Here is a 24,936-nt window from a genome sequence, read left to right as displayed (position 1 = left end):
GTCGGCGTGAGTAGCGTGTTTTTTCTGCGGCCCTATAATGGCCGACTTTTCGCGAACCGACAGGCTGTACCACATTGGCGAACATAGATAACCCGGCTGCCGAGATGGCGGCCGAGGGCTTTTCCCGAATCGCGCTGGGCGTTGAGTACAAAGGCTCGCGCTACTGCGGCTGGCAGCGTCAGGCGTCCGGCGTGCTCACCGTGCAGGAAACACTCGAGAACGCACTGTCCAAGGTTGCTGCGTCACCGGTATCGCTGATGTGTGCCGGGCGCACTGACGCTGGCGTACACGCCTGCGGGCAGGTGGTGCATTTCGATACCCTTGCCGAGCGTTCCTTGAAAGCCTGGGTGATGGGCGCCAACATCAACCTGCCTCATGATGTCAGCGTTACCTGGGCCAGAGTCATGCCCGCCAACTTCCATGCACGCTTCAAGGCCATTGCGCGTCGTTATCGCTACGTGATCTACAACGATCAGATCCGTCCTGCGCACCTGAATCAGGAAATTACCTGGAATCATCGTCCGCTGGATGTCGAGCGCATGGCTCAAGCCGCCGAATTTCTGGTGGGCACTCACGATTTCAGTGCCTTCCGTGCCGGGCAGTGTCAGGCCAAATCGCCCGTCAAACAGCTGCACCATCTGCGTGTGACCCGTCATGGCAAGATGATCGTGATCGATGTGCGCGCCAACGCGTTTTTGCACCACATGGTGCGCAATATCGCCGGCGTGCTGATGACGATCGGCGCCGGCGAGCGTCCGGTCGAATGGGCGCGTGATGTTCTGGAAAGCCGGGTTCGGCGTACCGGTGGCGTGACGGCCCATCCTTACGGCCTTTATCTGGTGCAGGTCGAGTACCGCGACGAGTTCCCGTTACCTGAACGCTACGTCGGTCCGCATTTTCTTACGGGGTTTGCCGAATTGGACGGCTGACGATCCGGAAAGCATTTGTTAACATCCGGGACTTTCCGAAAGGTCTGAGGTTTTCAACATATGTCAGCCGTTCGCAGCAAGATCTGCGGGATTACCCGCATAGAGGATGCATTGGCCGCTGTCGAGGCTGGGGCGGATGCCATTGGTCTGGTGTTTTACCCAAAAAGCCCGCGGGCTGTGACCGTGCTTCAGGCCCGCGCGATCATCGCCGCGTTGCCGCCTTTCGTGACCACGGTGGGGCTGTTCGTCAATGCCAGTCGCTGTGAGCTCAACGAGACGCTGGATGCGGTTGCGCTGGACATGCTGCAGTTTCACGGCGATGAAACGCCGGAAGAGTGTGACGGCTATCATCGCCCCTACATCAAGGCGCTGCGGGTCAAGGCGGGTGATGACATCGCCAGTGCCTGTCGTGCCTATCGTAATGCCCGTGGCGTGCTGCTCGACACGTACGTAGAAGGTGTGCCCGGCGGCACTGGCGAAACCTTCGACTGGGCACTGATTCCGGATTATCTCGACAAACCGGTCATTCTCGCAGGCGGCCTGACCTCGGCCAATGTGGCGCAGGCCATCGCTCAGGTCAGGCCTTATGCAGTGGATGTCAGTGGCGGCGTCGAAAAGAGCAAAGGCATCAAGGATCGCGAAAAGATCCTTGCGTTCATGAGTGCGGTCCAGGGCTCCTGATGTGACGGTTGCGCTTCGGCCGCCGTCCATAAGCCTGTTCCGCCAGAGATGCGGGTCGAATCAAGTAAGCGAGGGTGCCTGTGTGCGCCGTCGTCGTTGTGAAGAAGCGGAGTGAGGGGGTGTGCAGGTCTGGCCAGGGGTCGATCGCCGTTCCGTCACCATCGTCCATACGAATTTAGCTGAGGGCGTGCGGCTGGCGTGTCATGGCTAGCCGTTCAAGCCACACCGGTACTGGAGATATAAAGCATGAGCAACTGGTTGGTAGACAAACTGATCCCATCGATCATGCGTTCCGAGGTCAAGAAGAGCTCGGTTCCCGAGGGCCTCTGGCACAAGTGTCCTTCCTGTGAGGCGGTGCTCTATCGCCCGGAGCTGGAAAAGACCCTGGACGTCTGCCCCAAGTGCAACCACCACATGCGTATCGGTGCGCGCGCGCGCCTGGACATTTTTCTGGATGCCGAGGGTCGCGAAGAGCTGGGCGTTGATCTGGAACCGGTCGACCGTCTGAAGTTTCGTGACGGCAAGAAGTACAAGGACCGCCTGACGGCTGCCCAGAAGCAGACCGGCGAAAAAGATGCGCTGATTTCCATGAGCGGCACCCTGTTGGGCATGCCCGTGGTTGCGTCGGCATTCGAATTTTCCTTCATGGGCGGTTCGATGGGTGCCATCGTCGGCGAGCGCTTTGTTCGCGCTGCCAACTACGCCCTCGAAAATCGTTGCCCGATGATCTGCTTCGCCGCTTCCGGCGGTGCGCGCATGCAGGAAGCACTGATCTCTCTCATGCAAATGGCCAAGACCTCGGCTGTTCTGGCGCGCCTTCGCGAAGAGGGGCTGCCATTCATCTCGGTGTTGACCGACCCTGTCTACGGCGGTGTTTCGGCGAGCCTGGCCATGCTGGGCGATGTCATTGTCGCAGAGCCAAAGGCGCTGATCGGTTTCGCCGGTCCTCGCGTTATCGAACAGACCGTTCGCGAAAAGCTGCCGGAAGGTTTCCAGCGCAGCGAGTTCCTGCTGGATCACGGCGCGATCGACATGATCATCGCGCGTAGCGAACTTCGTCCGCGCCTGGGTAATCTGCTGGCGCAAATGATGAATCTGCCGACGCCACGTTTCGTCGCGCCGGTCATCGAGCCTATCGTTGTTCCGCCGGCACCTGCCTCGATATGACCCTAGGGTCACTGGGCGATTGGCTCGCTTATCTGGAGCAACTGCACCCCAGCGCCATCGATATGGGGCTGGAACGCTCCCGACAGGTGGCGCAGCAGTTGGGCCTGCTGCGTCCGGCGCGCCGGGTAATCACGGTGACGGGTACCAATGGCAAAGGCTCGACCTGTGCGTTTGTGGCCGCCCTGTTGCAGTCCCAGGGCCTTAAAGTCGGTATCTATAGCTCGCCGCATCTGATTCGCTACAACGAGCGAGTCAAGGTGCAGGGCGTCGAAGCCACCGATCTTGAATTATGCAATGCCTTCGCCGCGGTTGAAGCAGCGCGCGGCGATGTCACCCTGACTTACTTTGAAATGGGCACGCTGGCGGCGTTCTGGCTATTCGAACAGGCACAGCTCGATGTGGCTGTTCTGGAAGTCGGTCTGGGCGGACGTCTGGATGCGGTAAATCTGGTTGATCCGGATATCGCGCTGGTTACCAGTATCGGTGTTGATCATGCCGAGTACCTGGGCAATACCCGCGAGTCAGTCGCGTTCGAGAAGGCCGGTATCTTCCGTTCCGGCCGTCCTGCCCTGTGTGGTGATCCTGCGCCACCGGAGCCCCTGTTGGCTAAGGCTCGCGAGCTTGGTTGCCCGTTGTTGTTACGAGGGCGGGACTTCGACCTGTCGACAGGGCATGACAGCTGGAACTGGCGTGGTCTGGCAGGTGGTGAGCAGGTCGAACTGCATAATCTCCCGCTGCTCGACCTGCCTATGCAGAACGCCGCGCTGGCGCTTCAGGCGTTTGCATTGCTGGGTTATCCGCTGCAACCGGAAGCAGTAGGGCGGGTGCTTGCCGAAACCCGGCTGGCCGGTCGTCTCGACCGCCGGACAGTCCGCTGGCAAGGCAAGCGGCTCAATCTGCTTCTGGATGTGGGCCACAACCCCCATGCCGCGCATTTTCTGGCGCAGCGTATGGCCCGTCGTCCGGTTTCCGGCAGGCGTCTAGCTGTGTTCGGGCTTTTGAGTGATAAAGACCTCGACGGCGTTATTACGCCCTTGGCGGCGGTGATCGATGAGTGGGCGGTTGCGCCTCTTCCCACGTCGCGCAGCCGCAGCGCAGAAGAGTTACATTCGGCACTGGAGAACCTTGGTGCTCGGGTGACGTCCTATCAGAGTGTTGCGCTGGCACTCGAGGCTCAGTGCGCGCACGCCACGACCGATGACGAGATTCTGCTGTTCGGTTCATTTTACTGTGTTGCCGAGGCTCTGGAATGGCTGGCCCGGCATACCGATGAGGACGCTGCAAATGGCTTTGCTGGATAACGTATTCAAGCAGCGAATGGTTGGAGCACTGGTGCTGATCGCTGTAGCGGTCATTTTTCTGCCCATGCTCTTCACGCGTGAAGATGAGACACGTCAGGTACAGGTTGAGGTGCCTTCTGCGCCTCAGGCCCCTGCAGTCTCGCAAGTAAAGGTCGATCCAGTACCTGTTCCGGAACCTCAAGCTCTGCCTCAGGAGCCTGTGCCGGGCGAGGATGACAGCGGCAGCAGCAATCAGCCGCCGTCGATGCCTATTGCACCAGCTCCTGCCACCCAGAGCGCACCGCCTGCGGCACAGGCGCCGGCGCCAAAGCCAGCCAGCAAACCTGCACCCGTGACTGCGCCCGCACCCGCGCCAGCGGCTCCCGCCAAGCCTGCAGCACCGGCTGGGGTCGATGCCAACGGTTTGTCAGTCAGCTGGTCCGTGCAGTTGGCGAGCATGTCCAACCGTGCCAATGCCGATAACCTGCAAAAGACCCTGCGTACCCAAGGGTATAACGCTTACATTCGCACGTCCGATGGCGTTAATCGGGTGTTTGTCGGCCCGCTGATAGAGCGCGCAGAGGCCGATCGTCTGCGCGATCAGCTCGACAAACAGCAAAAGCTCAAAGGTATCGTGGTGCGCTTTCAGCCTGAGCGGGGCTGACCGTCCGGCGCCTGATGGCGTCGCCGTACAGGAAAATGCCTCTTGCGGGTAATCGCTGCTTACCGGCAGGCAGGCGCTCTGCTAAAATGCGCCGCCTTATCTGTCTGCAGGCTGCAACGTGCCATTTACTCCGGTTGACTGGGCAATTCTGGGAATTGTCGCCATCTCCGCCCTGATCAGTCTGAAACGCGGCTTCGTAAAAGAAGCACTGTCGTTGACGACGTGGATCATTGCAGGTGTAGTGGCCTGGATGTTTGGCGCAGGGCTGTCGCAGTACTTGGTCAATTACATAGAAACACCTTCGGCCCGTGTCATTGCGAGCTGTACCATCCTCTTCGTCGCCACCCTGCTGGTAGGCGCCATGGTCAACTTTCTGATAGGCGAACTGATTCGCGTCACCGGGCTCTCCGGGACCGATCGTTTTCTTGGTATGGTCTTCGGCGCAGCGCGCGGAGGCCTGCTTGTCGTTGTGGCGGTGGGGCTGTTAAGCCTGGGGCCGGTACAACAGGATCAATGGTGGCAGCAGTCCAGGCTGGTGCCGCAATTTCTCATGGTTGCTGACTGGTCGAAAAACCTGATTCTCGGGATGTCCAGCAAGTGGCTTGCAAGCGGCATCAGCATACCCGCTGATCTGCCGTTCAAGGAACAGATCCTGCCGTCTACACCACAGCAGGATGTGCTCGGTAAATCCAGTTCCACTAAGTAGGGGTTGTGTCGCATGTGTGGCATCGTCGGTATCGTCGGCAAGTCGAACGTCAATCAGGCGCTGTATGACGCGCTTACCGTCCTCCAGCACCGCGGCCAGGACGCTGCCGGTATCGTAACCAGCCACGATGGCCGGTTATTCCTGCGCAAGGACAATGGATTGGTGCGTGATGTGTTCCATCAGCGACATATGCAGCGTCTGGTCGGGCATATGGGCATCGGTCATGTGCGTTATCCAACGGCGGGCAGCTCGACTTCGGCCGAAGCCCAGCCGTTCTACGTCAACTCGCCTTACGGCATCACGTTGGCGCACAACGGCAATCTCACCAACGTCGAGCAACTGGCCAAGGAGATTTACGAATCCGACCTGCGCCATGTGAACACCAACTCCGATTCGGAAGTGCTGCTTAACGTATTCGCCCATGAGCTGGCCGTGCGTGGCAAGTTGCAGCCCACTGAAGAGGACATCTTTGCCGCAGTTACCGACGTGCATCATCGCTGCCGTGGGGGCTACGCGGTCGTGGCGATGATCACCGGTTACGGCATCGTCGGTTTCCGTGACCCGGATGCCATTCGTCCTATCGTGTTCGGTCAGCGTCACACCGATGAAGGCGTCGAGTACATGATCGCGTCCGAAAGCGTATCGCTGGACGTGCTGGGCTTTACTCTGATTCGTGATCTGGCACCGGGCGAAGCGGTCTACATCACCGAAGACGGCAAGCTGCATACCCGTCAGTGCGCCGCCAACCCAAAGTACGCGCCGTGCATTTTCGAACACGTCTATCTGGCGCGCCCGGATTCGATCATTGACGGTATCTCGGTCTACAAGGCGCGTCTGCGCATGGGCGAGAAGCTGGCCGACAAGATCCTGCGCGAGCGTCCGGATCACGACATCGACGTGGTCATTCCGATTCCGGACACCAGCCGTACGGCGGCACTGGAGCTGGCCAACCACTTGGGTGTCAAGTTTCGCGAAGGCTTCGTCAAGAACCGCTACATCGGTCGGACCTTCATCATGCCGGGTCAGGCCGCACGCAAGAAATCCGTGCGCCAGAAGCTCAACGCGATCGAACTGGAGTTTCGCGGCAAGAACGTGATGCTGGTGGATGATTCCATCGTGCGTGGCACCACCTGCAAGCAGATCATTCAAATGGCCCGCGAAGCTGGTGCCAAGAATGTCTACTTCTGCTCGGCGGCCCCGGCTGTGCGTTACCCCAACGTCTACGGCATCGACATGCCGAGTGCTCACGAGCTGATTGCCCACAACCGTACGACTCAGGACGTGGCCGACCTCATCGGTGCCGACTGGCTGGTCTATCAGGATCTGAACGACCTGATCGAAGCGGTCAGCGGCAGCAAGAAGATCAAGATCGATAACTTCGATTGCTCGGTATTCGATGGCAAGTACGTGACCGGCGACATCGACGAACATTATCTGAACAGGATCGAGAGCGCGCGCAACGACGCTTCCAAGATCAAGACTCAGGCCGTGAGTGCGATCATCGATCTGTACAACAACTAATCGGACAAGGAGTGGGCGGCATGACTCAGGAATGGGATGCAGGGCGGCTGGACAGCGACCTTGAAGGCGTGGGTTTCGATACCCTCGCCGTACGTGCCGGGCAACATCGCACACCGGAAGGCGAACATGGCGACCCCATGTTCTTTACCTCCAGCTACGTATTTCGCACGGCCGCCGATGCGGCTGCGCGTTTTGCCGGCGAGGTGCCTGGCAACGTCTACTCGCGTTACACCAACCCGACCGTGCGCTCTTTCGAAGAGCGCATTGCCGCGCTTGAGGGCGCCGAGCAGGCCGTCGCCACGGCCACCGGCATGGCCGCAACCCTCGCGGTGGTGATGAGCCTGTGCAGTGCCGGTGACCATGTTCTGGTGTCGCGCAGCGTGTTTGGCTCCACGATCAGCCTATTCGACAAGTATTTCAAGCGCTTCGGTATCGAGGTGGATTACGTTCCGCTGGCTGATCTTAGTGGTTGGGAAGCGGCAATCAAGACCAACACCAAAATGCTGTTCGTCGAGTCGCCCTCCAATCCATTGGCCGAGCTGGTCGACATCGCCGGTCTGGCCGAGATCGCTCATGCCAAAAGCACGATGCTGATCGTCGACAATTGCTTCTGTACGCCAGCCTTGCAACAGCCGTTGCTGCTGGGGGCCGACATCGTTGTGCATTCGGCCACCAAGTTCATCGATGGCCAGGGCCGTTGCATGGGCGGTGTGGTTGCAGGTCGCAGCGAGCAGATGAAGGAAGTGGTCGGTTTTCTGCGTACGGCCGGGCCGACACTCAGCCCGTTCAACGCATGGATCTTCCTCAAGGGCCTCGAAACCCTCAACCTGCGGATGCGTGCTCATTGTGCCAACGCTCAGGCGCTGGCCGAATGGCTCGAGCAGCAGGACGGTATCGAGAAGGTCCACTACGCCGGGCTCAAGAGCCATCCGCAGCATGAGCTGGCCCAGCGTCAGCAAAAGGGCTTCGGTGCGGTCGTGAGCTTCGAGGTCAAAGGTGGCAAGGATGGCGCATGGCGCTTTATCGACGCCACGCGTCTGATCTCGATCACCGCGAACCTGGGCGACAGCAAAACCACGATTACCCACCCGAGCACAACCTCGCATGGCCGTCTGGCCCCGCAGGAGCGTGAAGCGGCTGGCATTCGCGACAGTCTTATCCGGGTGGCGGTAGGTCTTGAGGACGTTGCTGACCTCCAGGCCGACCTGGCACGCGGTCTGGCGGCGTTGTGAGTGATACGGTGAGCGCTGAGATAGGTCAGGAGTGGGCGCTGAAGTTTGCAGGTACCCACAACGGTCGCGTCGCGCTGGTGACCGGGGCTGCGCGCGGCATCGGGCTGGGCATTGCGGCGTGGCTGATTGCCGAAGGCTGGCAGGTGGTGTTGACCGATCTGGACCGTGCACGCGGTGCGAAAGTAACCCGCGTGCTGGGTGACAACGCTTTGTTCATAGCCATGGACGTCGCGAGTGAAGAGCAGGTCGCCCAAGGTGTGGCTGAAGTGCTCAGGAAGTTCGGCCGTCTGGACGCACTGGTATGCAACGCAGCGGTCGCTGATCCACATAACACCACTCTCGAAAGCCTGGATTTGTCTCACTGGAACCGGGTACTGGCGGTCAATCTCGGTGGGCCGATGTTATTGGCCAAGCACTGCGCGCCTTATTTGCGTGCGCACTGCGGCAGTATCGTCAATCTGACTTCAACGCGCGCCAGGCAGTCGGAACCCGACACTGAGGCTTATGCGGCCAGCAAGGGCGGTCTGACGGCGTTGACGCATGCGCTAGCAATCAGTCTGGGGCCTGAAATCAGGGTCAATGCGGTCAGCCCTGGCTGGATTGACGCGCGCGATCCGTCGTTGCGCCGCGCCGAACCCTTGTCCGAGACCGATCATGCCCAGCATCCGGCGGGCAGGGTAGGGACAGTCGAGGATGTGGCGGCGATGGTTGCCTGGTTGTTGTCGCGAAACGCCGGGTTTGTGACCGGTCAGGAGTTTGTCGTAGACGGCGGCATGACCCGGAAAATGGTCTACGCCGAATAGTTTTGCGCAGCGTTGCGGGATTGGTGCTTTGCTGTTCTTTTGATGTGTGGTAAAGGGTCAGCGATTGAAGCGGTTTTTCAAAAAACTTCAATCAGGGTATTGACTTAGGTTCGTTAGGTGCGTAAATTTCGCGGCCTCAACGAAGCAAAGGGTGATTAGCTCAGCTGGGAGAGCAGCTGCCTTACAAGCAGCGGGTCGGCGGTTCGATCCCGTCATCACCCACCATCGTAAGATTGGCGCATCGTTGAGTTTGAAGGCTGAAGTATGAGAGCTTTCAAAATTGTTTCAAAAACGGTTATACGGACGCAAGTCCACAATGCGCAGCGGTAGTTCAGTCGGTTAGAATACCGGCCTGTCACGCCGGGGGTCGCGGGTTCGAGTCCCGTCCGCTGCGCCATATTTGTACAGATCGGGTTCGCCGGGTCTGCGATTGACAAGCCAAAGGGCGTTTCAGTCAGATGTACAGGAAGCAAGCCTGTTAAGGGTTGTTTCAAACAGTTTCAAAGCGATACGCAGCGGTAGTTCAGTCGGTTAGAATACCGGCCTGTCACGCCGGGGGTCGCGGGTTCGAGTCCCGTCCGCTGCGCCATACACCGCTTCAAGGCCCTTGAACTCCTTGAAGCAAATAGAAAAGCGACCTAAGGGTCGCTTTTTTGTTGCCTGCGTTTTATGCGGCGCAGATAGAGGCTGGGCAATGCTTTCAGATCCTTTTTGAACTGTACGTTGATACAACGTCTCCCTTGTTGCAGACTTACCGCCATTTCCCAGTTCGCAGTCTTGCTGGCAGACTCTTCCTTCCTCAGGATTCTCGATGTTTAAGCTATTGAACCTTCGCACCGCATTGTGGGCCTCTGTCCTGTTGATGGCAGCGGGCTGTTCATCGCCCAAACAGGCGATTTATGATCACGAGCACTTCGACGACGCCGGAACCTTCTCACGCAGCTATCCTGCGACCGACCTGGCATATTGCGAAGCGGGGCGACGTGCCTTGCTGAGTCAGGGCTACATCATCACCAGCAACGATCCGAAGATGGTCGCCGGTCGCAAGAGCTTTCAGCAAACCGGTGATACTCACATCGAGATCAGCTTCAATCTGGTGTGTGCGGCTGACATGAAAGATGGCAACTCCACCATGTTCGCCAATGCGTTGCAGGACCGTTATGCCCTGAAGAAGACCAATAACTCCGCCAGCCTCGGGGTCGGAGTATTGGGTTCTGTCTCGATGCCAATTGGTTCTACCGATGATTCGATGGTCAAAGTTGCCAGCGAGACGGTTTCGTCGGCGAAGTTCTATGAGCGCTTTTTCGGTCTGGTGGAAAACTTCCTGCCACCTGAAGTGAAAAAGGCCGCGCATATTGTAGAAAAGCCGAAGGCGGACCTGGGCGTTCCGGATGTGGCACCTGCCGCCGCTGAACCGGCCAAGGCAGCCGAGCCGTCCAGGCTGGCCCCGGAGTCCCGGGAATCGAAACCCAAGGCAGTAGAACCTGCTGTGGAGTCTGCCACGCCGCCTGCGGCAAGCGAGCCTGTGCCAGCCCCCGCCGAACCTGCATCCTTCAAGGCAGAAACCATCGAGGCGCCAGCCGCCGAGCCGACAGAAAAAGCTAACCCTGCGCCGCTTGAGCACGCCCCTATACAGTAAGGTTTGATTCAGAACGTCAGGTAACCATGGTGCCGATGCTCCGCGTCGGCATGCATTTCAGGACGCTCCGCGTTTCGGCATCAGCCCAAAAACAATCGATACGCCGGGTTCTCGCTCTCGTCCCAGTACGGGTAGCCGATCTCGTCCAGCGCCGCGCCTACCAGATGCCGTTCTTCTTCTGGCACCACCAAACCAGCCACCACCCGGCCATCCGCCGCGCCGTGGTTGCGGTAGTGGAACATCGAAATGGTCCAGCGGCCGCCCAGGCGGTTGAGGAAGTTGAACAGCGCGCCCGGCCGTTCCGGGAATTCGAAGCGCAGCACCACTTCATCGTCGACGCGCTCGGCATGCCCGCCGACCATATGCCGAATGTGCAGTTTGGCCAGTTCGTTGTCAGTCAGGTCAAGCACCGGAAAGCCCTGCCCGGTGAGGCTGGCGATCAATGCGCTGCGCGGATCGTTTTCCGGATGAGTTTGCACGCCGACGAAGATGTGTGCTTCGCGGGCAGTGTGGTAGCGGTAGTTGAATTCGGTGATCTGTCGTTTGCCGATCGCTTCGCAGAAGGCCTTGAAGCTGCCTGGCTGTTCGGGGATGGTCACGGCGATGATTGCCTCGCGGCCTTCGCCCAGTTCGGCGCGTTCGGCCACATGGCGCAAGCGGTCGAAGTTGACGTTGGCACCTGAATCGATCGCTACCAGCGTCTGCCCTTTCACGCCGCGTTGTTCGACGTACTTCTTGATCCCCGCCACGCCCAGCGCGCCGGACGGCTCGGTGATGGAGCGGGTGTCGTCGTAGATGTCCTTGATCGCAGCGCAGATTTCATCGGTGCTGACGGTGATCACTTCATCGACATAATGACGACACACTTCAAAGGTGTGATAACCGATCTGCGCCACTGCCACGCCATCGGCAAACAAGCCGACCTGGCTCAGCACTACGCGCTCGCCAGCCGCCATCGCCGCCTGCAGGCAGTTGGAGTCGTCCGGCTCGACGCCGATCACCCTGATTTCCGGGCGCAGGTACTTCACGTAAGCCGCGATTCCTGCGATCAGACCGCCGCCGCCCACCGGCACGAAAATCGCGTCCAGCTGGCCCGGTTGCTGGCGAAGAATCTCCATCGCCACTGTGCCTTGCCCGGCAATGGTGTCGGGGTCGTCGTACGGGTGGATGTACACAAAACCCTGTTCATCGACCAGTTTCAGCGAATAGGCCAGCGCTTCAGGGAAGGAATCGCCGTGCAACACCACCGTGGCCCCGCGCGAGCGCACGCCTTCCACCTTGATCTCCGGCGTGGTGCGCGGCATGACGATGGTGGCCAGAATGCCCAGCTCTTTCGCCGCCAGCGCCAGGCCTTGCGCATGGTTGCCCGCCGAGGCCGTGACTACGCCGCGTGCCGTTTCTTCTGCGCTCAGTTGCGCCAGCTTGTTGTACGCGCCACGAATCTTGAAAGAGAACACTGGCTGCAGGTCCTCGCGCTTGAGCAGCACCTGATTGTTCAGCCGCTCGGACAGCTGGCGAGCGCCTTGCAGCGGCGTTTCGATGGCAACGTCGTAGACGCGGGAGGTGAGGATCTTGCGAGCGTAATAGTTGAGCAGATCGGCTTGGCCTTGGCTCATCGTGTCGATCCTTCAGGCGTGCGCAGTGCGACAGAAGGCGGCAAACCGATCATCAGGTTCAAGGTTGCGATAGAGGTGATAGAGCGAAGGGTGGCGATCATGTCTGACTCCTGGCTGAATGATGTGGCCCGGGAGACAGAAGAAACCCGCCTCCAGGGCGGGGTTTTTTGCAAACGTCGGCTAACCCGCCATGACGGTAATAATAATCTGGCAGACGTTTTGCTTTATGCGGTTCATGGGCTGGAGGTTAGGTCGACACAGGCCGGCAAGTCAATAGCGAGCTTGCAGCAAACGTATCAGTACGGCTGGTGAATCTGTCTGGGTGTTTTTCGTCTGTTTGACGGGAATCAACATTTTTATTTCACATTGGCACTTTAATGTTGATCTTGCGGTCAGTTATTTCAGCTTGATGGTCAAGCACACTCAATCAGCCAAGAGGGCGAAGAAATGGACGAATACCAGGAAGAACTACTCGAATACCGTGCATCGGAACTGGACCCTGTAGAACCTGCCGACGACGCTACCGAGTTATGAAGGGCTTCAGGCGCTTTGGCGCTGGCTGCGGCGGAACTCTCCCGGGGTCTGTCCGTTCCAGCGTTTAAAGGCGCGTTGAAAGGCTTCTGCCGAAGCAAACCCCAGCAGATACGCTATCTCCCCGAACGCCAGTTCAGTGTCTCGAATGTACGTCATTGCCAAGTCACGCCGCGTGTCATTGAGCACGGCGCGAAAGCGTGTGCCTTCCTCGGCCAGTTTGCGGCGCAGCGTCCATGTCGGCAGCTTGAGTCTTGCCGCCACTTCTTCCAGATCTGGTTCTCTACCGCCGCTCAACAATGGCCCGAGCAACTGAATGATGCGCTCACGCAGGCTGCGCGTGCGGGTCTGTTGCTCCAGTTCTCTTTCGCATAGCTGCAGCAGGTGTCGCCAGGTACTCGGGCAATGCTCCGGGTTACGTAACGCCAGGCTGGCCTGATCCAGACGCAACTGATTGGTGGCCGCGCTGAATATCACCGGATGATCGCTAAGGCTGACGTATCGGTGTGCGTACCCAGGCGCGTCGAATTCGATTTCGACCCGTTGCGCGCGCAGCTCGGTGCCCGCCAGCGCCGAGAGTTGAGCGAGCCAGCCGCCAAGGATGGAGTCCACCACGAAACGGTTGTAGGCGTTATAGGGGCTTATCGAATAAAAACGCATCCAGGCACCGTCGGCATCCTCATGAAGGCTTGACTGGCCACGGTAGTTGGAGCCGTACAGCGGTTCGAAACGGGTCAGGGTGCGTGCCGCTTCTCGCACGGTAGGGGCCTGCGCTGCGGTCACTCCCGCCAGGCCTGCCTGAGCGAAGCGGCTGAGTTCTCCCATGCGCAAGCCCAGATCGGGCTGGCCGGTGAGCTGGATCGCGGCATGGCCCAGGCGCATGTAGCGCGGGATCGACAGGCGAGCGCCGGCCTGGCTCAGGCGCGCAGGGTCAAGGCCGTACTGTTCCAGCAGCGGGGCGGGGTCCTTGTCGAAGCTGTGGACGGCATCGGTGAGGCTCTGGATGAACCCCACCGACAGGTCGCCGAGGCGCAGGGGCGATGTCGGCATTGTCAAAGCCAGAGGTTGATCAGGCGAGCGCCGCCTGCGCTGCTGTCAGGCTGGGGTTCGGCAATGGTCTGGCCGTCGTGGCTGGCAAAGCTCTGCCCGGCAACTCCCTGATTCCAGAACTGCCCGCGCATGAACACGCTTATTCCAGCCTTTGCCGAGCTTTGCGGAGGGCGACTGATTAGTGTCAGCCGACGCCACGCTTCGCCCGTACTCGGATGATCGGTGGCCATTTCGATGCCTGAATGTGCAGGCTTGCGCCACGGTTGCGACCAACTAGCCTTGCCGATCACGAAGGCCGGCACGGCGATCAGTTCAGCACCGCTCTGGTTGAGGCGGGCGTAGTTGTCCGGATACCAGCTGTCGCTGCCAATCAGAACACCCAGGCGCCCAGCGGGCGTATCGATCACGTTCAGCGGCGCCTCGCTCGCTGCGCGCACATATCGTTTCTGGTGCCGCTCCGGGTAAAGCTGACGCTGCGGCTGCCCGAGTGGGTGGCCGTCACTGTCGAAAGTCACGCTGCTGTTATACAGGGCGCCTTGGCCGATCTTCAGCTGACCACCTTCGACGCTTGGGTCCGGCAGCACAATCGAGCCTGCCACCAGCGTCACGCCGAACTCTTTTGCCAGACCGCCGAACAGTGTCTGGTAGTCGCGGGCCATATCGCTGGCTTTAGTGCGCAGGTGCGCGTCGTCCAGACGGTTATTGCCTTCGGCGCCGAGCAGGGCCGTGATGAATTGCAGCGGGTTACTCCAGGCCAGCCATTCCATTGCATCGTCTACCGTGGCGGCCTGATAGAGCTGATCCTTTTCGCCGCTGGCAAACAGCCAAGTGCCAATATGTTCCGGCATGACCACTACCGTTCTGGCATTGATCAGCCCGTAATCACGAGCCTGTTGCAGGTAGGCGGCCAGCTTGCGATGCAAATGGTCGATGTTTTGATAGTCCGTGGGGAACAGCTCTGGCTCGATGCCCAGAAGGTTTCCGCGTTCGCTCGGATCGCCTTCATTGACTGCCAGTCGAATGCGCAGGTCGGACAGGTAGTGACCCGCCGGGCGTTGTTCGGTCCAGATCAGGTAGCTGCCCAGACTGATTGCGCCCAGGAGGATCAGACAGATGGCGAAAAGTTTGCGCATAAATAGGCCGGATGGCTGCCATCGGGAAAGTGTCGACTAGGGTAGGGCTACGTTGAGCGCTTGCCAAGTGCCGCTGCGCGTTTGGATCAATAACTTGTCACTTTCGGTCATTGAGTGGCGTTGACGGGCTGTTTACTGTGGCCTGATACATCAGAGAACCCGCAGAGGTTTCTGTTTTTCCGTGATTGACTCGATGGAGCTTTGCCATGACTGCTGCCCCTTATCCCCACCTGCTGGCCCCGCTGGACCTGGGGTTCACGACGTTGCGCAACCGCACCCTGATGGGTTCGATGCACACCGGTCTTGAAGAGCGTCCGGGTGGCTTCGAGCGTATGGCCGTGTATTTTGCCGAGCGCGCACGTGGCGGGGTCGGTCTGATGGTAACGGGCGGCATAGCGCCAAACGAAGAGGGCGGGGTCTACGATGGCGCAGCCAGGCTCACCAATGCCGAAGAGGCGGAGCAGCATCGCACGGTCACCCGGGCAGTTCACGATGCCGGTGGCAAGATCTGCCTGCAGATCCTGCATGCCGGTCGCTACGCCTATAGCCGCAAGCAGGTCGCGCCGAGTGCCATTCAGGCACCGATCAACCCGTTCACACCCCGTGAACTGGACGAAGAAGGCATTGAAAAGCAGATCAGCGATTTTGTGAACTGTGCGACCCTGGCCCGTAGTGCCGGGTACGACGGCGTCGAAATCATGGGGTCGGAAGGCTATTTCATCAACCAGTTCCTCGCCGCCCACACCAACCACCGGACCGATCGCTGGGGGGGCAGCTATGAAAACCGCATGCGTCTGGCGGTCGAGATCGTGACGCGCGTGCGTGAGGCGGTCGGGGCCGATTTCATCATTATCTTTCGTCTGTCGATGCTGGATCTGGTCGAGGGCGGCAGTACTTGGGAAGAAATCGTCCAGTTGGCCAAGGCGATCGAGCGGGCGGGCGCAACGCTGATCAATACCGGCATCGGTTGGCACGAAGCCCGTATTCCGACCATCGCCACCAAGGTGCCGCGCGCTGCATTCAGCAAGGTTACCGCCAGGTTACGGGGCTCGGTGAGTATTCCGTTGATCACCACCAACCGGATCAACACACCGGAGGTCGCCGAACGCATCCTCAGCGAGGGCGATGCCGATATGGTTTCGATGGCGCGCCCGTTTCTGGCCGACCCCGAATTCGTCAACAAGGCCGCGGCAGGCCAGGGTGACCGCATCAATACGTGCATCGGCTGCAATCAGGCCTGTCTGGACCATACCTTCGGCGGCAAGTTGACCAGTTGTCTGGTCAACCCGCGTGCCTGTCACGAAACTGAACTCAACTACTTGCCAGCTTTGCAGATCAAGAAAATTGCCGTAGTGGGTGCCGGTCCTGCCGGTCTGGCCGCTGCGACGGTCGCTGCGCAGCGTGGCCATGAGGTGACCCTGTTCGACTCGGCCAGTGAAATAGGCGGCCAGTTCAACATTGCCAAGCGTGTACCGGGCAAGGAGGAATTTTCCGAAACCCTCCGTTATTTCCGCAACAAGCTTCAGGACACCAGCGTGCGGTTGCGCCTGGGCATGCGGGTCAAGGCTCAGGACCTGCTGGGCGCGGGCTTTGATGAGGTGATTCTGGCCACTGGCATTGCGCCGCGCACTCCGGCCATTCCCGGTATCGAGCACCCGAAGGTGTTGAGTTATCTGGACGTGATCCTGCAGCGCAAGCCGGTCGGTCACAGCGTCGCGGTGATCGGTGCAGGTGGTATCGGTTTTGATGTGTCGGAATTTCTCGTGCAACAGGGCGTGGCCACCAGCCTGGATCGTGAGGCGTTCTGGAAAGAATGGGGCATCGATACGACGCTTGAGGCACGTGGCGGTGTCGCCGGGATCAAACCCGAGGTACACGCCCCGGCCCGCCAGGTGTTCCTGTTGCAACGCAAGAGCTCCAAGGTCGGAGATGGCCTTGGCAAGACCACCGGCTGGATTCATCGCACCGGGCTGAAAAACAAACAGGTGCAGATGCTCAACAGTGTCGAGTACCTGAAAATCGATGACGCCGGGCTGCACATCCGTATTGGCGAAGACGGTGAAGAAAAACTCCTGGCGGTGGACAACATCGTCATCTGCGCGGGCCAGGACCCGTTGCGCGAGCTGTATGACGACCTCGCCGCGGGCGGCCAGAGCGTGCATCTGATCGGCGGCGCGGATGTGGCCGCCGAGCTGGACGCCAAGCGCGCCATCGACCAGGGATCACGTCTGGCTGCTGCGCTCTGACAAAGCTTGTCTGTAAACTGCGCGGATGATTTTTGACGCTCTCGGCTGGCAACCCACTGCTCCGCTGCAACGCCTCGACCTGCCTTGGCTGCAAGACGCCGGGGTCGAGGTGGCGATACTGCGCCTGGACCGGATCGACCCGCTGATCAGCGGCAACAAATGGTTCAAGCTCAGCAAGCACCTGACGCAAGCCGCCAAGGTCGGGGCGCAAGGCGTGATCAGCCTCGGCGGGGCGCACTCCAATCATCTGCATGCCTTGGCTGCAGCGGGCAAGCGCTTCGGTTTTCCAACGGTTGGCCTGTTGCGTGGACATGCCGGGCAGACGCCGACGGTGCAGGACCTGCAAGCCTTCGGCATGCAGTTGCACTGGCTGGGTTACGCCGGCTATCGACAGCGGCATGCTGCAGATTTCTGGCAGCCTTGGCAGGAACGCTATCCCGAGTTCTACCCGATTCCGGAAGGCGGCAGCGGGCTTGCCGGGGCTCTGGGCTGTGCAGCGCTGCAGAAAATGGTCAAAAGCCAGCTTGGGCAACTGGGCTGGGCCGATTACCACAGCTGGTGGCTTGCGGCCGGGACTGGCACGACCGTGGCCGGCCTGCTGCTGGCCGAGGCGGGCGCTCACCCGGTTTATGGTGCGATGGCGGTACCTGACGATCACGGAGTCGCTGAAAATATTGTGGCTGTGCTGAACGAAGCGGCAGGGCCGCAGGCAAAAGCCTTTTCGGACCCGCCACCAGGCTGCGTTCTGCTGGATGCCAGCCGGGGCGGGTTCGCCAAAACCGATGCGGTGTTGCTCGACTTCATCGCCAGCAGTGAAGCGCAGAGCGGCGTGCCTCTCGAGCCGCTGTACACCGGCAAGGCGTTGCTGGCGTTGCGTAACGAGGTGCTGGCCGGTCGTTTCGAGCCAGGCGCGCGTCTGATCTTCGTTCATACCGGAGGCCTGCAGGGGCGGCGGGCGATGCGGCTGTAGGCGTCGTTCCAGAGCCTTTGGCATGGATCATGCCCGAATAGGTGGCAAGAGGTCGGCCCTGACTACGTGGATGACACATCTGGAGTAAGGCGTACGGGGTACTGTCTCGATAATCGACCCCTTCCAGATCAAGACGCCGAGGTCAGCATGACAACTACCATTCCAGAGCACGTCGATCCTGCCACGCTGAAGAAAGTCATTGTTGCCGCAGCCATTGGTAATTTTGTCGAGTGGTTCGATTTCGCCGTCTACGGCTTTCTGGCCACCACCATCGCCCTGCAATTCTTCCCCAGTGGCGACAGCAGCGCCGCACTGCTGAAAACCTTCGCCGTGTTTGCCGTTGCCTTCGCGTTTCGTCCACTGGGCGGGATTTTCTTTGGCATGTTGGGTGACCGGATAGGGCGCAAGAAGACCCTCGCTATGACCATCCTGCTGATGGCTGGCGCGACGACACTGATCGGCCTGTTGCCGACGTATGCGGCAATAGGGGTGATGGCGCCGGTGCTGCTGACCCTCATTCGTTGTGCGCAGGGCTTTTCAGCCGGAGGGGAATACGCCGGTGCCTGCGCCTACCTCATGGAACATGCGCCGCGCACACAGCGAGCCTGGTATGGCAGCTTCGTCCCGGTCTCGACCTTTTCCGCCTTCGCTGCTGCTGCCGTTGTGGCCTATGCACTGGAGTTTTCGTTGTCGGCTGAGGCCATGGGCAGTTGGGGCTGGCGTTTGCCGTTTCTGATTGCTGCGCCTTTGGGGCTCGTGGGGCTTTACCTGCGCTGGAAGCTCGACGAAACCCCGGCTTTTCAGGCGGTGACTCAAGAGCACGCGGTGGCTCACTCGCCGCTTAGCGAAACCCTTCGTCATCATGCGGGGGCCATATGCTGTCTGGGGGCGTTCGTGTCGCTCACGGCGCTGTCGTTCTACATGTTCACCACCTATTTTGCGACTTATCTGCAAGTGGCTGGAGGTTTGAGCAGGGCAATGGCGTTGCTGGTATCGCTGATCGCGCTGGCTTTCGCGGCTGTGCTGTGTCCAGTGGCCGGCGCGTATTCGGATCGGGTGGGGCGTCGTGCCACGATGGCGACTGCCTGCATTCTGTTGATGGTGGTGGTCTATCCGTCATTCCTGATGGCCAGCTCCGGCTCCTTCGTGGCTTCTATCATCGGCGTAATGCTACTGGCCGTGGGCGCCGTACTGTGCGGCGTGGTGACGGCGGCGTTGCTGTCGGAAACCTTCCCGACCCGTACCCGCTATACCGCTTCTGCTATCACCTACAACATGGCCTACACCCTGTTCGGTGGCACCGCGCCCCTGATGGCAACCTGGCTGATCAGCATCACCGGCAGCAACCTGTCGCCGGCGTTTTACCTGATGGCCGTGGCAGTGCTGGCACTGGCGGGCGGTCTGGCACTGCCGGAGACCTCGAAGATTTCGCTGCACGACGTGCCGGTTGCAGGCAAGGGAGCGGCGCTGGGTTCGATTGTTTGAGGGCCGCGGCTGGCATGCATCCTGTGCCGCCCCGCGTTACACATCTGCACCGCGCGGTGTGCAGAACCATATGCCCAGCGAAGCTGGCGCGAGAGTCATCTGTATTCCTGCGTTGCAGACAAGAGGCTTCCTGAAGCACTTCTCGGCCCGTCTGCAAAAACGCAACAAAACGTGGCACAGTCGCCCCGAAAAATGGCACATTGGCGCGCCCGGGTACGCGTGACACATTTTGTAATCATCCGTCCGGGGAGACTCGAAAACCTTTTTACGGATGAAACTCATGGCCACCAGTGCTCAGCCGACGACGGCGAAGGCCTCGACAACTTCTCAGTCCAGTCCGCTGGTAATGCGCATTATCGGCGCCGTTGCACTGGCGCACCTGATCAACGACCTGATCCAGGCCATCCTTCCTTCCATCTACCCGATGCTGAAGGAAAGCTACGACCTGAGCTTTACCCAGATCGGCCTGATTACGCTCACATTTCAGATCACCGCATCGCTGCTGCAGCCTTGGGTCGGTTATTACACAGACCGCCATCCCAACCCGCTGGTATTGCCGGTCGGCTCGATCTGCACCCTGATCGGCATTGTCATGATGTCGCTGGTGGGCAGCTTTCCCTTGATTCTGCTGGCGGCGGCGTTGATAGGCATCGGCTCTTCGACCTTTCACCCGGAAGCCTCGCGTATTGCGCGGCTGGCCTCCGGTGGGCGCTTCGGCCTTGCGCAGTCGACCTTTCAGGTTGGGGGCAACACAGGCACTGCGTTCGGTCCATTGCTGGCGGCGGCGATCATCATCCCGTTCGGGCAAGGCAATGTGGCCTGGATCGGGCTGTTTGCCCTGTTCTCGCTCGGCTTGCTGTATGCCATCAGCCGCTGGTATCGCGCCCACCTTGATCTGTTCAAGCTCAAGGCCGGTCAGACAGCCACCCACGGTCTGTCGAGAAACCGGGTGATTGCCTCGCTGGCCGTGCTGGCGTTTCTGGTGTTCTCCAAGTTTTTCTACATGACCAGCCTGACCAGCTACTTCACGTTCTACCTGATCGAGAAGTTCGACCTGTCCGTCGCAAGTTCCCAGCTTCACCTGTTCCTGTTTCTGGGAGCAGTAGCGGCGGGGACCTTTTTTGGCGGTCCGATCGGCGACCGAATCGGGCGTAAGGCGGTCATCTGGTTTTCGATCCTCGGCGCTGCGCCGTTCACCCTGGCACTGCCTTACGCAGACCTGTTCTGGACTAGCGTGCTCAGCGTGATTATCGGCTTCGTGCTGGCCTCGGCGTTCTCCGCCATCGTGGTCTACGCCCAGGAACTGGTGCCCGGCAATGTCGGCATGATCGCCGGAATCTTTTTCGGCCTGATGTTCGGCTTTGGCGGCATCGGCGCCGCCTTGCTCGGTTATCTGGCTGACAGCCAGGGCATTCTGTTCGTCTACACGCTGTGTTCTTACCTGCCGCTGCTCGGCATCCTCGCCATTCTTCTGCCACGGACCAAATAATGCTGATCGCAACGCTGATCTTTCTGTTCACCATCACACTGGTTATCTGGCAGCCCAAAGGGCTAGGTGTAGGTTGGAGTGCGGTGCTGGGGGCCGTTCTGGCGTTGCTGACCGGGGTTGTGCAAGTCAGTGATATCGCCGTGGTGTGGGACATCATCTGGAACGCCACCGCGACGTTCATTTCACTGATCATCATCACGCTGTTGCTGGACGAAGCGGGCTTCTTTGCATGGGCAGCGCTGCATGTGGCGCGCTGGGGCAAGGGGAACGGGCGACGCCTGTTCGCCCTGTTCGTGCTTTTTGGTGCATTGGTGTCGGCGTTGTTCGCCAACGACGGCGCGGTGTTGATCCTGACGCCCATCGTCATCGCGATGATGCTGGCGCTGCGCTTTTCGGCGGCATCGACCCTGGCATTTGTAATGGCTGCCGGCTTCATTGCCGATACGGCGAGCTTGCCGCTGGTAGTGTCGAACCTGGTCAATATCGTTTCGGCTGACTATTTCAAGATCGGCTTCAATCGTTACGCTGCAGTGATGGTCCCGGTCAACCTGGCCAGCGTCGCCGCCACCCTCGCAGTGCTGATGTGGTATTTCCGCCGCGATATTCCTCGCGAGTTCGAGCCAGAGCAGTTGGACAAGCCCGAGACTGTCATCCACGACCGGGCCACGTTCATGGCTGGCTGGGCCGTGCTGGTGATTTTGCTGGTGGGCTGTTTTGCGCTTGAACCGCTGGGCATTCCGATCAGCGCGATCTCGTCGGTGTGTGCCTTGCTGTTGCTGGCCATCGCTGCCAAAGGCCACACCATCAAAACGCGCAAAGTGATGAAGGAAGCGCCGTGGCACATCGTGGTGTTTTCGCTGGGCATGTACTTGGTGGTCTACGGGCTGCGCAATGCCGGTCTGACAGATTATCTGGCCCGTCTGCTGGACTGGTTCGCGGGCTATGGTATCTGGGGCGCGGCAATGGGCACTGGGGTGATGACGGCGTTTCTGTCGTCGATCATGAACAACATGCCGACGGTGCTGATCGGGCTGTTGTCCATCGACGCTAGCCATGCCAGCGGCGCGATCCAGGAAGCGATGATCTACGCCAACGTGATCGGCAGCGATCTGGGGCCGAAGATCACGCCGATTGGCAGCCTGGCGACGCTGCTCTGGCTGCACGTCCTGGAGCGCAAGGGTATTACCATCAGTTGGGGCTATTACTTCAAGGTCGGCATAGTGCTGACGGTGCCCGTGCTGCTCATCACGCTGGCGGCGCTGGCACTGCGACTGGGTTGAGTGCATGACTGGTGTCGGCCAGGTTGGGCCACATGTCCGACACCAGAAACAGCCGCTCGGCTTCCTGCCAATGGCCCGCCGCATCCTGGCTCAGTCGGACCAGCAATTGCGCCGGGGCCATCGGGTCGAGCTCAGTCAGCCAGTCTTCAAGTTGTTGTTCAGTCCAGGCCTCGGTATATAGCGCTGGCGCCAGCCAGGCTTGACGAGGCAAAGGCTGCCAGCGGCCTGGCCGGCTTTGCACATGAAATGCTCTCCAGTCTCGCTGATGCAGCCAGTGTCCCTTGAGGTGCTGGGGGTGAGCACCTTCCGGGGATTCACACGGTCCCGGCCACGGATACAGCAGATAGCCGCCCAGCCACAACTCCGCATTGAACGCTTCGACACCCAGCGCGGCCAGCGTCGCGCGGCTTTCCGGGCGCGCAGACATGGGCAACTGATGCTGGCTCAGGTGGGCAAGCTTGCGATCCAGCCGGTCATTGCAGCCAGGCCCCAGCCAGTGCTCCGGCGGGCATCCGTCTCCATCCTGTGGCCCGAGGTAAAGCTTGATTGCCAGCTCGACGTGATGCACACCGTCGCGATCACGTAACAGCATGTCCAGTTCGCCCAGCGTCTGGCTGCCCAGCCTGATCGGCAGGTTGGCGGCAATGATCTCCACCCCCGGCGCGTGCTGTACCGCAAATTGCCAAAGCCGCTCGTAATAGCGCCCCAAGCGCCGCGTGGTCGCCTGTGCCAGCCAGTTCTCCAGCGGGCCACTGTCCCGATCGAGTTGCCAGAGAAAGGCCGCCAGTTGCTCGGGGGCCTGTACCCAGTCGCTACCTGCCAGTGGATGACGCTGCGGCCAGGGTGTGGCTTCGAGCATGGGCGGCGCAAGGATCACCCAGGCAAGGTCGCGCACTTCTGAGTGTCGCAACTGGCGGGGCAGATCGATGAGCGTGGGGAATAGAGTCATGTGCCGAGGATAGCGTGAGTCGCTGCCGACAGACAGTCTGAATGAAAGGTTTCAGGCGGTCGGCACTGAAGAAAGAAAACAGATATTACCCTGGGCCGGAGAGTGTTTATTATGCACGCCTGCCGGTGGGGCAATGTCTGATATAAATGATATTCGCGAGGCGGCAAACAGGTTTTGTATGTTTTCGCATGAAAGACCGGTCGCCTGTGCAATCATGTTTATTCACCCGTACTGTTTCAAGTGTGTTCAAATCGGGCCGCTGTTTATATATCGTCATCTGGACAGGGTGACGGCGTTCATACGCAGTCTTTTTAAAGCGATTGTGCTCGGGAAACGGAATGCCTGGAGTGGTCCATGAATGGTGAAATGCAGACACGTATAAAACATCTGCTCTCACCGGCGATAGCGCGTGTGCAATGTATTGCACTGGTCTGTTGGCTGGCTGTTTTAACTGTGACGCCCGATGTCGAATGCGGTGTTCGTGAGGTGCTGCTGACCGCCGCCATGATGGTGACGTGCGTATGGCAGTATCGCGCTGCCGATTTCAGAGTCTGGCGCGGCGCAGGCATGGCGTCGGTGGTCACCGTGGCCCTGTGCTTTTCGCAGGTCACTCGGTTGAATAATGACCTGGGAATCAATTGGTCATTGCCGATCGCAATCATGATTATCCTGTGCTCGACATTATTGGTGGTGTATACCCGCGACTATCTGCTGGTGTCGATACTCTCCTGGGTCATTCTGTCTCCGGCGCAGGGTGTCGACAAGGACAGTGTGACGTACGTGTTCATGATACTTTTCTTTATTTCATCGATCAGCCTGGGGGTATTACTCAATCACACCTATACCCGAACCCTGCGCAAGGTATTGTCCCTGGAAAGCCGTTTTCGCGAACTGTCGTTGACCGATGACCTGACCGATATACTGAACCGTCGTGCATTGATGCAGGCACTGGATGAACACGTGGCACATAACAGTGCCGGTTATTTTCTGATGCTCGACATTGATAACTTCAAACATATCAATGACCGGTTCGGACACGATGCCGGCGATGATGTCCTGCGCCTCATGGCTACCTGCCTGCAACAGACTCGGGGCAGCCTTGCGTTCGGTCGTATGGGGGGCGAGGAGTTCGGTGTGATCCTGCCTGCCTCCAGTGAAGAAGCCGCCAGTGATTACGTGATGCGCCTGCTGGACACCATCAGAGCCACGCAGGCCGTCAGCAAGTTGACCTGCAGCGCAGGCCTGGCGAATATCGACGCGGGCTCAAGCAGCCTGCAAGTGCTCAAGACGGCCGACGTCAATCTTTATCAGGCCAAGCGAGGTGGTAAGGACCAGGCGTTCTGGAAGGGTGCGCCGATTGCCGAAGGGGCCGTGCAAGGTTCTGCAAATGGTTGTGAGAAGGTTCGGCCGCTGACGCCGTAGCCTCGCCGGAAAGGAATTTTCTCGCAGTGCGCAGGTACCGCACGCTTGCGCGCTGGTCATCCTTTTTACACTCGGTTTGCTGCTGCCGGGCCGTTTCGCCCATAATCGCGTTTTAAGTCGTCTCGAACCGCAGCAGGAGCCTC

At 59.7% G+C, this 24,936-nt stretch carries 20 protein-coding genes and 3 tRNA genes; 19 read left to right on the top strand and 4 right to left on the bottom strand.

Features of this window, described 5'->3' with window-relative positions:
• The first annotated feature begins 104 nt into the window (after positions 1-104).
• From truA to I9H09_RS16580, 13 genes are all read left to right on the top strand, one after another.
• On the top strand, positions 105-929 hold the full coding sequence (truA, locus tag I9H09_RS16640) for a tRNA pseudouridine(38-40) synthase TruA (protein ID WP_032618904.1): 825 nt from the start codon (positions 105-107) through the stop codon (positions 927-929).
• Between the two features lie 60 nt (positions 930-989).
• The gene (locus tag I9H09_RS16635) at positions 990-1,610 is read left to right on the top strand and encodes a phosphoribosylanthranilate isomerase (RefSeq protein WP_122347890.1); all 621 of its coding nucleotides are present in this window, start codon (positions 990-992) and stop codon (positions 1,608-1,610) included.
• Between the two features lie 246 nt (positions 1,611-1,856).
• On the top strand, positions 1,857-2,777 hold the full coding sequence (gene accD, locus I9H09_RS16630) for an acetyl-CoA carboxylase, carboxyltransferase subunit beta (RefSeq protein WP_024670212.1): 921 nt from the start codon (positions 1,857-1,859) through the stop codon (positions 2,775-2,777).
• Entirely contained in the window at positions 2,774-4,078 is a 1,305-nt protein-coding gene (gene folC, locus I9H09_RS16625; RefSeq protein WP_122312506.1) for a bifunctional tetrahydrofolate synthase/dihydrofolate synthase, read from the top strand. The genes accD and folC overlap by 4 nt, the downstream gene beginning before the upstream one ends.
• A complete protein-coding gene (locus I9H09_RS16620; protein WP_122347889.1) occupies positions 4,062-4,721 on the top strand; it encodes an SPOR domain-containing protein in 660 nt (219 codons plus the stop codon). The genes folC and I9H09_RS16620 overlap by 17 nt, the downstream gene beginning before the upstream one ends.
• Positions 4,722-4,839: 118 nt before the next feature.
• Complete coding sequence (locus I9H09_RS16615) at positions 4,840-5,427, top strand: CvpA family protein (protein WP_024670215.1); 588 nt, start codon at positions 4,840-4,842, stop codon at positions 5,425-5,427.
• Positions 5,428-5,439: 12 nt separating this feature from the next.
• The gene (gene purF / locus I9H09_RS16610; protein ID WP_005892270.1) at positions 5,440-6,948 is read left to right on the top strand and encodes an amidophosphoribosyltransferase; all 1,509 of its coding nucleotides are present in this window, start codon (positions 5,440-5,442) and stop codon (positions 6,946-6,948) included.
• A 20-nt stretch (positions 6,949-6,968) separates the two neighbouring features.
• Positions 6,969-8,180, top strand: coding sequence for an O-succinylhomoserine sulfhydrylase (locus I9H09_RS16605; RefSeq protein ID WP_122323603.1), 1,212 nt, complete (start codon positions 6,969-6,971; stop codon positions 8,178-8,180).
• Entirely contained in the window at positions 8,177-8,983 is an 807-nt protein-coding gene (locus I9H09_RS16600) for an SDR family oxidoreductase (RefSeq protein ID WP_122323602.1), read from the top strand. The genes I9H09_RS16605 and I9H09_RS16600 overlap by 4 nt, the downstream gene beginning before the upstream one ends.
• A 149-nt stretch (positions 8,984-9,132) precedes the next feature.
• Positions 9,133-9,208: transfer RNA gene (locus tag I9H09_RS16595), tRNA-Val, on the top strand.
• A 95-nt stretch (positions 9,209-9,303) separates the two neighbouring features.
• Positions 9,304-9,380, top strand: a tRNA-Asp gene (locus I9H09_RS16590).
• 115 nt (positions 9,381-9,495) lie between these two features.
• A tRNA-Asp gene (locus tag I9H09_RS16585) sits at positions 9,496-9,572 on the top strand.
• A gap of 222 nt (positions 9,573-9,794) precedes the next feature.
• On the top strand, positions 9,795-10,622 hold the full coding sequence (locus I9H09_RS16580) for a DUF2242 domain-containing protein (protein ID WP_122347888.1): 828 nt from the start codon (positions 9,795-9,797) through the stop codon (positions 10,620-10,622).
• An 80-nt stretch (positions 10,623-10,702) separates the two neighbouring features.
• On the opposite strand, the gene ilvA is transcribed toward I9H09_RS16580, so the two are convergent.
• From ilvA to I9H09_RS16565, 3 genes are all read right to left on the bottom strand, one after another.
• Positions 10,703-12,238, bottom strand: a complete 1,536-nt coding sequence (gene ilvA / locus I9H09_RS16575) for a threonine ammonia-lyase, biosynthetic (protein ID WP_191867804.1) — start codon at positions 12,236-12,238, stop codon at positions 10,703-10,705.
• Positions 12,239-12,778: 540 nt separating this feature from the next.
• Entirely contained in the window at positions 12,779-13,819 is a 1,041-nt protein-coding gene (locus I9H09_RS16570) for an AraC family transcriptional regulator (protein ID WP_122323662.1), read from the bottom strand.
• Between the two features lie 2 nt (positions 13,820-13,821).
• Complete coding sequence (locus tag I9H09_RS16565) at positions 13,822-14,952, bottom strand: carbon-nitrogen hydrolase family protein (RefSeq protein WP_024689833.1); 1,131 nt, start codon at positions 14,950-14,952, stop codon at positions 13,822-13,824.
• A gap of 206 nt (positions 14,953-15,158) precedes the next feature.
• On the opposite strand from I9H09_RS16565, the gene I9H09_RS16560 reads away from it, so the two are divergent.
• From I9H09_RS16560 to I9H09_RS16540, 5 genes are all read left to right on the top strand, one after another.
• Positions 15,159-17,198, top strand: a complete 2,040-nt coding sequence (locus I9H09_RS16560; RefSeq protein ID WP_122347921.1) for an NADPH-dependent 2,4-dienoyl-CoA reductase — start codon at positions 15,159-15,161, stop codon at positions 17,196-17,198.
• Positions 17,199-17,223: 25 nt separating this feature from the next.
• Entirely contained in the window at positions 17,224-18,168 is a 945-nt protein-coding gene (locus I9H09_RS16555) for a 1-aminocyclopropane-1-carboxylate deaminase/D-cysteine desulfhydrase (protein ID WP_053932516.1), read from the top strand.
• 147 nt (positions 18,169-18,315) lie between these two features.
• Positions 18,316-19,653 carry an MFS transporter gene (locus tag I9H09_RS16550; protein WP_122312399.1) on the top strand — a complete coding sequence of 446 codons (1,338 nt, stop codon included), beginning with the start codon at positions 18,316-18,318 and terminating at the stop codon, positions 19,651-19,653.
• 280 nt (positions 19,654-19,933) lie between these two features.
• Positions 19,934-21,142 (top strand): MFS transporter, encoded by a 1,209-nt coding sequence (locus I9H09_RS16545; protein WP_053480835.1) that lies wholly within the window; start codon positions 19,934-19,936, stop codon positions 21,140-21,142.
• Positions 21,142-22,422, top strand: a complete 1,281-nt coding sequence (locus tag I9H09_RS16540) for an arsenic transporter (RefSeq protein ID WP_122323663.1) — start codon at positions 21,142-21,144, stop codon at positions 22,420-22,422. Before I9H09_RS16545 ends, I9H09_RS16540 begins: the two co-directional genes overlap by 1 nt.
• Here I9H09_RS16540 and I9H09_RS16535 read toward each other — a convergent pair.
• Positions 22,388-23,371 carry a DUF1853 family protein gene (locus I9H09_RS16535; protein WP_122323664.1) on the bottom strand — a complete coding sequence of 328 codons (984 nt, stop codon included), beginning with the start codon at positions 23,369-23,371 and terminating at the stop codon, positions 22,388-22,390. The genes I9H09_RS16540 and I9H09_RS16535 overlap by 35 nt on opposite strands.
• Before the next feature lie 354 nt (positions 23,372-23,725).
• Between I9H09_RS16535 and I9H09_RS16530 the strand changes: the two genes are divergently transcribed.
• Positions 23,726-24,793, top strand: a complete 1,068-nt coding sequence (locus tag I9H09_RS16530; RefSeq protein WP_122323665.1) for a GGDEF domain-containing protein — start codon at positions 23,726-23,728, stop codon at positions 24,791-24,793.
• Positions 24,794-24,936: the final 143 nt, after the last annotated feature.

The organism is Pseudomonas tremae (assembly GCF_023278125.1).
In the GTDB taxonomy this organism is placed as follows: Bacteria; Pseudomonadota; Gammaproteobacteria; order Pseudomonadales; family Pseudomonadaceae; genus Aquipseudomonas; species Aquipseudomonas tremae.
Note: the sequence above shows the minus strand (reverse complement) of the source record. Positions and strands in the feature narration are given on the sequence as shown.

Coding starts and splice junctions, on each gene's coding strand:
- truA (WP_032618904.1), top strand. CDS start 105: ATGGCGGCCGAGGGCTTTTCCCGAATCGCGCTGGGCGTTGAGTACAAA.
- I9H09_RS16635 (WP_122347890.1), top strand. CDS start 990: ATGTCAGCCGTTCGCAGCAAGATCTGCGGGATTACCCGCATAGAGGAT.
- accD (WP_024670212.1), top strand. CDS start 1,857: ATGAGCAACTGGTTGGTAGACAAACTGATCCCATCGATCATGCGTTCC.
- folC (WP_122312506.1), top strand. CDS start 2,774: ATGACCCTAGGGTCACTGGGCGATTGGCTCGCTTATCTGGAGCAACTG.
- I9H09_RS16620 (WP_122347889.1), top strand. CDS start 4,062: ATGGCTTTGCTGGATAACGTATTCAAGCAGCGAATGGTTGGAGCACTG.
- purF (WP_005892270.1), top strand. CDS start 5,440: ATGTGTGGCATCGTCGGTATCGTCGGCAAGTCGAACGTCAATCAGGCG.
- I9H09_RS16605 (WP_122323603.1), top strand. CDS start 6,969: ATGACTCAGGAATGGGATGCAGGGCGGCTGGACAGCGACCTTGAAGGC.
- I9H09_RS16580 (WP_122347888.1), top strand. CDS start 9,795: ATGTTTAAGCTATTGAACCTTCGCACCGCATTGTGGGCCTCTGTCCTG.
- ilvA (WP_191867804.1), bottom strand. CDS start 12,238: ATGAGCCAAGGCCAAGCCGATCTGCTCAACTATTACGCTCGCAAGATC.
- I9H09_RS16570 (WP_122323662.1), bottom strand. CDS start 13,819: ATGCCGACATCGCCCCTGCGCCTCGGCGACCTGTCGGTGGGGTTCATC.
- I9H09_RS16565 (WP_024689833.1), bottom strand. CDS start 14,952: ATGCGCAAACTTTTCGCCATCTGTCTGATCCTCCTGGGCGCAATCAGT.
- I9H09_RS16560 (WP_122347921.1), top strand. CDS start 15,159: ATGACTGCTGCCCCTTATCCCCACCTGCTGGCCCCGCTGGACCTGGGG.
- I9H09_RS16555 (WP_053932516.1), top strand. CDS start 17,224: ATGATTTTTGACGCTCTCGGCTGGCAACCCACTGCTCCGCTGCAACGC.
- I9H09_RS16550 (WP_122312399.1), top strand. CDS start 18,316: ATGACAACTACCATTCCAGAGCACGTCGATCCTGCCACGCTGAAGAAA.
- I9H09_RS16545 (WP_053480835.1), top strand. CDS start 19,934: ATGGCCACCAGTGCTCAGCCGACGACGGCGAAGGCCTCGACAACTTCT.
- I9H09_RS16540 (WP_122323663.1), top strand. CDS start 21,142: ATGCTGATCGCAACGCTGATCTTTCTGTTCACCATCACACTGGTTATC.
- I9H09_RS16535 (WP_122323664.1), bottom strand. CDS start 23,371: ATGACTCTATTCCCCACGCTCATCGATCTGCCCCGCCAGTTGCGACAC.
- I9H09_RS16530 (WP_122323665.1), top strand. CDS start 23,726: ATGAATGGTGAAATGCAGACACGTATAAAACATCTGCTCTCACCGGCG.